This window comes from Streptomyces sp. NPDC038200, assembly GCF_055600785.1.
In genome coordinates this window covers 1-9,102 of the sequence record NZ_JBVJYH010000049.1, presented here as the reverse complement: position 1 = coordinate 9,102, position 9,102 = coordinate 1, and the positions used below count along the sequence as shown (strand labels likewise).

1 protein-coding gene and 1 pseudogene are annotated in these 9,102 nt (G+C 71.4%); both read right to left on the bottom strand.

The features are described 5' to 3' along the window. On the bottom strand, nucleotides 1–4,814 hold a 4,814-nt coding region (locus tag ACZ7KF_RS41385; protein WP_471087837.1), incomplete at its 3' end, for a type I polyketide synthase. A gap of 52 nt (nucleotides 4,815–4,866) precedes the next feature. Continuing rightward, nucleotides 4,867–9,087, bottom strand: a pseudogene (locus ACZ7KF_RS41380) (SDR family NAD(P)-dependent oxidoreductase); the annotation flags it as partial. Between the last annotated feature and the right edge of the window lie 15 nt (nucleotides 9,088–9,102).

The following is a 9,102-nucleotide window of genomic DNA, read 5'->3' as shown; positions in this document are numbered from 1 at the left end:
CCCGCGTCGAACTCCCCCGCGTCATGCAGGAACCCACCCTCACGCACATACGTACGCCCAGGCACACCAGGCTCCGGATCGAACAACCCCGCCACGTCCCAACCCCGATCCGTGGGCATGGGGCCGATGACGTCCCGTTCGTCCATGAGCAACTTCCACAGTTCCTCGGGAGAGTGCACCTCGCCCGGGTAACGGCAGGCCATACCGACGATCGCGATCGGCTCTTCGGGGGCGATGGCCGGCCGGGCCGTGTCGGCTTGGTCGCTCCCGGCGACGTGCTGCGCGGACAGGCCCAGTGCCTCGCCGTACAAGAAGTCCGCCAGGGCGCCGGGGTTCGGGTGGTCGAAGACGACGGTGACGGGAAGGACGACACCGCTCGCGGTGCTCAGCCGGTTGCGGAGCTCCAGCGCGGTCAGCGAGTCGAACCCCGCGTCTTTGAAGGACCTCCGCGGCGGCAGGAGTTCCGTCGTGTCGTGCCGCAGGACGGCAGCCGCCTCAGCTCGGACCAACTCGACGAGTGTCCGGCGCTGTTCGGGCTCCGGGAGCGACGCGATGCGCTCGGCAAGCGCGGCGGCCGACTCGGCGGTCCCGGCACCCTCCTGCGCGGCCCCTTCCGACCCCAGCGCACGTCGCGCCTCGGGCAGGTCCGCGAAGAGCCGTCCGCGCCGCAGCGCGGCCGTGCGCGGAGCGAACTCAGACCAGTCCACGTCGACGACGGTGCGGCAGGTCGCGCCCTGGTCGAGCGTCCGCTGCAGCGCCTCGATGCCGGTGGTGGGCTCAAGCGCGCGAATGCCACGACGGTTGAGGCTCACCTCTCCCGTGCCCTCGGCCATGCCGCCGCCACCCCAGAGGCCCCAGCTTATGGAGGTCGCCGCAAGTCCGGCGGCACTGCGCTGCTCGGCGAGCGCGTCCAGAGCCGCGTTGGCCATGGCGTACGCGGCCTGGCCGCCGTTACCCCATACGCCGGTGACGGAGGCGAAGAGGACGAAAGCGTCAAGGTCCAGGTGTGCGGTGAGCTCGTGCAGATGAACGGCGGCCGTTGCCTTGGGGCTCAGGATCTCGTCCAGACGCCCGGGGGTGAGCGTGTCGACCGTCCCGTCGTTCAGCACACCGGCGGTGTGGAAGACGGCGGTCGGCGGATGTGCGTCGAGCAGTGCGGCCAACGCGGCACGATCGGACACATCGCAGGCTGCGAGCGTGACCTGAACGCCGGACGCCCGCAACTCTCCCGCCAGCGCGTCCGCGCCGGGCGTCCCGGCACCACGGCGACCGGTCAGCACCAGGTGCTCGGCTCCGTTCCGGGCCAGCCAGTGGGCCACCCGGGTCCCGATGACGCCCATTCCCCCGGTGACGAGAACGGTGCCTCGCGGACGCCATTCCGGCTTCACGCCCGTGGGCTTCCGGTGGCCTGCCTGAACGACGCGCCGGCCGTAGGCGCCCGAGGGCCGCACCGCCAGCTGATCCTCACCGGCCGCGATCCCGGCGGCCAGTGCCCGCACCGCCAGACCCACCGACCGCGTATCAGCGTCCGCCGGGAGGTCGATCAGACCACCCCAGCGATCGGGGATTTCGAGAGCGGCAACCCGCCCGAGCGCCCACAGTTGCGCACCCGCCGTCTCCGGGGTCTCGCCAGGCACCACGGACACCGCACCCCGCGTCACCGCCCACACCGGAACACCGAACCCGGCGTCGCCGACGGACTGCACCAGTGCCAGTGAGGACGCGATGGCGATCGGCACGGTCGGGCAGTCGGCCTGTGCACCCCCGGCCCACCCCAGGAGGGACAGGATTCCGACAAGGGGTTCCTGCGCTTCGGCCGCGGTGGTGGTGAGCCGTGCCGACAGGTCGGTGCGGTCCGTCGCCGTCACGTCGACCGTGAGACGGGAGACCGTGGCGCCGTGGGTGGTGAGGGTTTGCTCGACGTCGTGGGCGACACGTGTGGCGTCCGCGTCCAGGTGCTCGGGTACGACGAGCAGCCACCGGCCGTCAAGACGCGCCGACTCCGGCAACGACAGACTCTTCCACGTCACCTCGTACGACAGACCGTCCTGCGTCCCCGACGGAACAACCGCCGCAGAAGGACGCGACTCGAGCCAGTAACGCTGCCGTTGGAAGGGGTAGGTGGGCAGGTCGATGAGACGCGCGCCGCTGTCGTCGAAGAGGGCGGGCCAGGTGACGTCGACGCCCTGGACGAAGGCTTCCGCCACCGAGGTCAGGAAACGACGCAGACCGCCCTCGTCACGGCGCAGCGACCCCACCGCACACACCTGCCGGCCCACGGACTCCGCCGTCTCCTGCACCGCGCCCGTCAGCACCGGGTGCGCGCTGGCCTCCACGAACACCGGGAAACCATCAGCCAGCAGACGCTCGACCGTCTCCTGGAACCGCACCGGCCGACGCAGATTCCTGAACCAGTACCCCGCGTCCAACGACGCGGTGTCGATCGCCGCGGCCTCCACCGTCGAGTAGAACGGAATCTCACCGCTCCGGGGACGGATACCCGCCAGGACCCTCTCCAGCTCGCCGCCCACCGTCTCCACATGCGCCGAGTGCGAGGCATAGTCCACCGGCAGACGGCGTGCCCGCACACCCTCCGCCTCACACCCCGCCACGAACTCCGCAACCGCGTCCGGATCACCCGCGACCACGGTGGCCGACGGCCCGTTCACCACCGCCACACCCAAACGCCCCGCCCACCGCGCCAGACGCTCCTCCACCACAGCCACCGGCAACGCCACCGACGCCATCGCCCCGCGACCCGCCAGCTCACGCCCGATCAGCCCCGCACGCAACGCCACCACACGGGCCCCGTCCTCCAGCGACAGGCCACCCGCCACCACCGCAGCAGCGATCTCCCCCTGCGAATGCCCCACCACCGCATCCGGCACCACACCCAACGACCGCCACAACTCCGCCAGCGACACCATCACCGCGAACGAAACCGGCTGCACCACATCCACCCGCTCCAGCGCAGCCTCATCGCCCAGCACCTGCGACAACCGCCAGTCCACCAAGCCCTCGAACGCCGCCTCACACCGCGCCATCGACTCCGCGAACACAGCCGACTCAGCCCACAGCCGGACCGCCATCCCCACCCACTGCGTCCCCTGCCCCGGGAACACGAACACCGACCGGCCACCCTCGACCGACACCACACCCGACACCACACCAGACGACGGAACACCAGCGGCCAGAGCATCCAAACCAGCACTCAGCTCCACAGAGTCCTCGGCCAGGACCACGGACCGGTGCTCGAACACCGACCGCGACACCACCGACGACCACCCCACATCCACCAACCGCCCGGACCCCGCCACACCCCCCACCCGGCCCGCCAACTCACGCACCACACCCGCAGAACGACCCGACACCACCACCGGCACCACAGCCGGAGACACACCAACCCCGACCTCCCCGACCTCCGGAGCAGGCGCCTCCTCCACCACCACATGCGCGTTCGTCCCACTCACACCGAACGAGGACACCGCGGCCCTGCGCGGACGCCCCACCTCCGGCCACGGCTCCCGCTCCGTCAGCAGGGACACCGCCCCCGCCGACCAGTCCACCTCCGCCGTCGGCGCATCCACATGCAACGTCTTCGGCAGCACACTGTGCCGCATCGCCATGACCATCTTGATCACACCGGCCACACCAGCGGCAGCCTGCGTATGACCCACATTCGACTTCAGCGAACCAAGCCACAAAGGCCGCCCCGCGTCCCGCTGCCCATACGTCGCCAGCAACGCCTGCGCCTCGATCGGATCACCCAGACGCGTCCCCGTCCCATGCGCCTCCACCACATCCACCTCACCCACACCCAACCGCGCATCCGCCAACGCGCGGCGAATAAGGCGCGACTGGGCCCGACCACTCGGTGCCGTCAGTCCGTTGCTCGCACCGTCCTGGTTCACCGCCGAGCCACGCACCACCGCCAGCACCCGACGCCCGTGCCGCACCGCGTCCGACAGCCGCTCCACCGCCAGCACACCCACGCCCTCAGCCGGTCCGAAGCCGTCGGCGGAGGCGGAGAACGCCTTGCAGCGGCCGTCGGCGGCCACTCCGCGCTGCCGTGAGAAGCGCACGAACACGTCGGGAGTCGACATCACGGTCGCACCGCCCGCGAGGGCGAGGTCGCACTCGCCGTTGCGCAGCGCCCGCACCGCCAGATGCAGCGCGACCAGCGACGACGAACACGCCGTGTCCACCGTCACCGCCGGCCCCTCCAGACCCAGGAGGTAGGAAACGCGGCCGGAGGTGAAGCTCACTACGCCGCCGGTGAGGAGCTGGGCCTCCAGTTCCGCCGAGGGCTGGGGAATCCCGTCGGCGTACCCGCCGTTCCAGGCACCCATGTAGACACCGGTCCGCGTGCCGCGCAGCGAGTGCGGGTCGATGCCCGCCCGCTCCAACGCCTCCCACGACGTCTCCAGCAACAACCGCTGCTGCGGATCCATCGCCAACGCCTCACGCGGCGAAATACCGAAGAACCCCGCGTCGAACTCCCCCGCGTCGTGGAGGAAGCCGCCCTCACGGACGTAGGCGCGCCCCGCCGCGTCCGGATCCGGGTCGTACAGGCCCGCCACGTCCCAGCCCCGGTCCACCGGGAAGGGAGAGACAGCGTCCTCCTCCGACGCCACCAGATCCCACAACTCCTCCGGCGAAGACGCCCCGCCCGGGAACCGGCACCCCATCCCCACGATCGCAATCGGCTCGTGAGCGCGGTGTTCCAGGTCCTTCAGCCGTTCCGTGGCCTTGTGGAGTTCGGTGGTGGCCCGCTTGAGGTAGTCGCGGAGCTTCTGCTCGTGTTCGGTCGCCATCTCTCATCACCAGTCAGCTAAGTCGTGTCCGTGCGGTGGGTGGTGCCTGCGGTCAGGAGTCGCCGAAGCTCTCGTCGAGGAAGGCGAAGATCTCGTCGTCGTCGGCGGAGTCGATGTCGTCGACGATCGAGTCGCCGTGCTTCTGCGCCCTGCCGCTGCCGTGGAGTCCGTCCCACAGAGAACCAAGGGCGGCGAGACGTACGGCGATCTCGTCGCGGACGATGTCGTCGGATGCGACCGAGTCAAGGTCGGCGGCGGTCAGCTCCTTGAACGCTGCTTCGAGTCGGTCGAGTTCGGCGAGGAGCGGCGGTACGTTCGGCTCCTCGGGAACCAGCCGCGAGCGGAGGTGCTCGGCGAGGTCCGCCGGAGCGGGGTGGTCGAAGACCAGCGTCGCCGCAAGGTGCAGCCCCGTGGCGGCGGCGAGCCGGTTGCGCATCTCGACGGCCGTCAGCGAGTCGAAGCCCAGGTCCTTGAACGCCCGGTCGGCCTGAATGCCGTCCGCGCCGGTGTGGCCGAGGACGAGGGCCGCGTGCCTGCGTACGGTGTCGAGGAGCAGCGCCCGCTGTTCGTCCTCGGTCAGTCCGGACAGCCGGTCGGCGAGGTCCGCCGGGTCGCCTCCTACGGGAGCACCGGAGGCCGACGGCCCGGCGTTCCTGCGGCGGGCCGCGGCATTCCTCGCGCCGCCGCCCTGGATCAGTCCGCGGAAGATCGGCGGAACGTTTCCGTCGGCGCTCAGGGCGGCGGTGTGGAAGTGCACCGGCACCTGGAGCGCCTCGTCGAAGCCCTGGGCCGCGTCGAACAGTGCCATGCTCTCCGCCGGGGACAGCGGCAGGACACCGCCCCTGGCCATGCGCCGGAGCAGTGCTTGGGTGTCGAGGTGGGACGTCATCCGTCCGCTTCCGGCCAGACCCCAGCCGAGCGAGAGCGCGGGCAGTGAGCGGGCACGCCGGTACTGGGCGAGTCCGTCCAGGAAGCCGTTGGCGGCGGCGTAGCTGCCCTGGCCCGCGCCGCCGAGCAGGGCGGCGACGGAGGAGAACAGGACGAACACCGATAGGTCGAGGCCGAGTTCGGGATCGAGGGCGGCTTCGTGGAGGTTGAGTGCGGCATCCACCTTGGGTCGCAGGACGCCATCGATCCTGTCCGGCGTCAACGAGGTGACCACGCCGTCGTCGAGTACGCCCGCCGCGTGGACGACGCCGGTGAGCCGACGCTCCGGCGGTACGCTGCCGAGGAGCTTCCGGAGCGCCGCACGGTCGGCGACGTCACAGGCGGCGACGGTCACGGAGGCGCCCAGGCCGTTCAGTTCCCGCACGAGTTCAGCGGCGCCTTCGGCCTCGGCTCCCCGCCGCCCGGCCAGGAGCAGGTGGCGCACTCCGTGTTCGGTCACGAGATGCCGGGCGAGTGTTCCGCCCAGGTTTCCGGTGCCGCCGGTGATCAGTACCGTGCCGTGCGGATCGAAGGCCGGCGGCATCGTCAGTACCAGCTTGCCGACGTGTCCGGCCTGGCTGAGCGTGCGGAAGGCATCGGGTGCCCGCCGGATGTCGTAGGGGGTGACGGGCAGCAGGCGCAGCGCCCCGGACTCGAACAGTTCCAGCAGTTCGGTGAGCATGCGGCCGATCAGCTCTGGACCGGCCTCCATCAGCTCGAAGGCCCGGTAGCCGGTTCCCGGACGGTCGGCGGCCACCTGCGCGGCATCGCGTACATCCGCCTTGCCCAGCTCCACGAACCGCCCTCCGCGCGGCAGCAGTCGCAGGGAGGCGTCGACGAAGTCGCCCGCGAGCGAGTTCAGGACGACGTCCACGCCGCGCCCGCCGGTCGCGTCGAGGAACCGGGCCGCGAAGTCCAGCGTCCGGGAACTGGCGATGTGCCGGTCGTCCAGGCCCTGCGCCCGCAGTACGTCCCACTTAGCCGGGCTGGCCGTGCCGAAGACCTCGGCCCCGAAATACCGGGCCAGCTGGACGGCAGCCATGCCCACGCCACCCGCCGCCGCATGCACCAGCACCGACTGGCCGGCACGCAGACCGGCCAGGTGCTTGAGTCCGTAGTAGGCGCTGAGGAAGACGGCGGGTACCGAGGCGGCCTCCGCGTAGGACCAGTCGCGCGGCATCGGGGCCACCATGCGGTGGTCGGCCACGGCGTACGGCCCGAACCCGTCGGTCCACATGCCCAGCACCCGGTCCCCGACGGCGAAGCCCGCCACGTCCGGGCCGACCTCGGTGATCACGCCGGCGCCCTCGGCGCCCATCACGCCCTCCCCGGGATACATGCCGAGCGCGATGAGCGTGTCCCGGAAGTTGAGGCCGGCCGCTCGCACCGCGATCCGCACCTGCCCCGGTGCGAGCGGAACGGTGTCGGCCTGCGCCGGCACGAGCGCGAGGTCCGAAAGGGTTCCGGTACGGGCGCCGACCAGATGCCAGGCCCGAGCGCCGGCGGGCGGCAGCAGCATCCGCGAGTCCCGCGCGGACAGGGTCGCCAGCCTGGGCACGTGCACCTTCCCCTCGCGCAGGGCGAGTTGCGGTTCACCGGACGCGATCGCGGCTGACAGGGCCTCCCCGTCCACGGCACCCTCGTCGAGGTCCACGAGTACGAAGCGGTCCGGCTGCTCCGACTGCGCAGACCTGACCAGACCCCAGACGGCCGAAGCCACCGGGTCCCGCAACGGGTCCGCGTCACCCGTGGACACCGCGCCGCTCGTGATCAGCACCAGGCGCCCGTCCGCTCCCGCGGCCCCGCTCCCGCCCTCTCCTGCCGCCTCGTCCGCGGACAGCCAGCCCTGCACCGACTCCAGGGCCTGGTGGACGGCGTGGCGCACCGCGACGGCGTCCATGGTGGGCGACGGCGAGACGGGGACGGCTATGAGGGGGGTCGTGTCGGTGGCAGCAGGGGACGCTGCCGTGTCCGCCGGAGTCCGCAGGGCCGTCAGCGCGTCGGCCAGGTTCCGGTGACGCTCGATCCCTGTGCCGGCGCCGGACAGCACTTCCGCGAGCCCGAGGCCGTCGTCCTCGTCCCCGACCACGATCCAGCGGAATGCGGACGTAGACGTGGCGCGGCCGGCCGGCGAGGGCAGTACGGGCCACTCGACCCGGTGCAGCATGTCCTGGGTCGCGTCCTGTCCGGCAGGCCGCAACTGGACCGGGGAGACCGGGCTCACGACGAGGGCGTCGATCTCGCAGACGAGCCGCCCCTGCTCATCGGCGCACTCCACGCGTACGGCATCGTCCCCGACCGCCGAGACCCGGACCCGCAGGCGCTCGGCGCCAGGGGCGTACAGGCGAATCCCACGGAAGGTGTACGGCACACGTGCCTGTCCGTCGTCGGGGAAGAACGATCCCAGACGCATCGTCTGGAACGCCGCGTCGAGCAGCGCGGGGTGCAGGCCGAAGCGCTCGCCGGGCGGCAAGGCACCCTGGTCCAGGGCGACTTCGGCGTAGACGTCGCTCCCGTCCTGACGGCCTGACCGTACGCCCTGGAACAGCGGGCCGTAGCCGTAACCGCGTGCGGCGAAGGACGCGTAGAAGTCCTCGGCCCGGAAGGTGTCCGACTCCGTCGCGGCCGAGCTCCATTCCGCCGCGGGGAGACCGAGGTTCCCGTCCGCGCCCACGTCGGAGGCCGGGGCGGCAGGGGCGGGGGCGACCGTCGCCTGGGCGTGCTTCGTCCAGTCGGCCGCGTCCCTGCGGACCTCCGCCTCCGAGCCCGCCTCGGGCGATGCCGCAGGTGTGCGCGTGGTGCCCGGGTGCGCGTCCGGGCGCGAGTGGATGGTGATCGTACGACGCCCCTCAGCGTCCGTCGCACCCACGACCAGCCGCAGTTGGACGGCAGCGCTGTCGGACAACAGCAGCGGCGAGGTCAGCGTCAGCTCCTCGACCAGCTCGCATCCCAGCTCTCCGCCGGCCCACAGGACGAGGTCGACGAAGGCCGCACCGGGCAGCAACGGCGTACCCAGCAGGGTGTGTTCCAGCAGCCAAGGATGCGAGTCAGCGGTGAGCTGTGCGGTGTAGAGGTGCTCGCCTCCCTCCGGGAGTTCCGTCCCGGCGTCGAGCAATGGGTGACCGGCCTCTGCCATACCGAAGGAGGACACGTCTCCCTTGCGGCGGGCAGGGTCGTTGTACCAGTAGTTCTGGCGTTGGAAGGGGTAGGTGGGCAGGTCGATGAGACGCGCGCCGCTGTCGTCGAAGAGGGCGGGCCAGGTCACATCGACGCCCTGGACGAAGGCTTCCGCCACCGAGGTCAGGAAACGACGCAGACCGCCCTCGTCACGGCGCAGCGACCCCACCGCACACACCTGCCG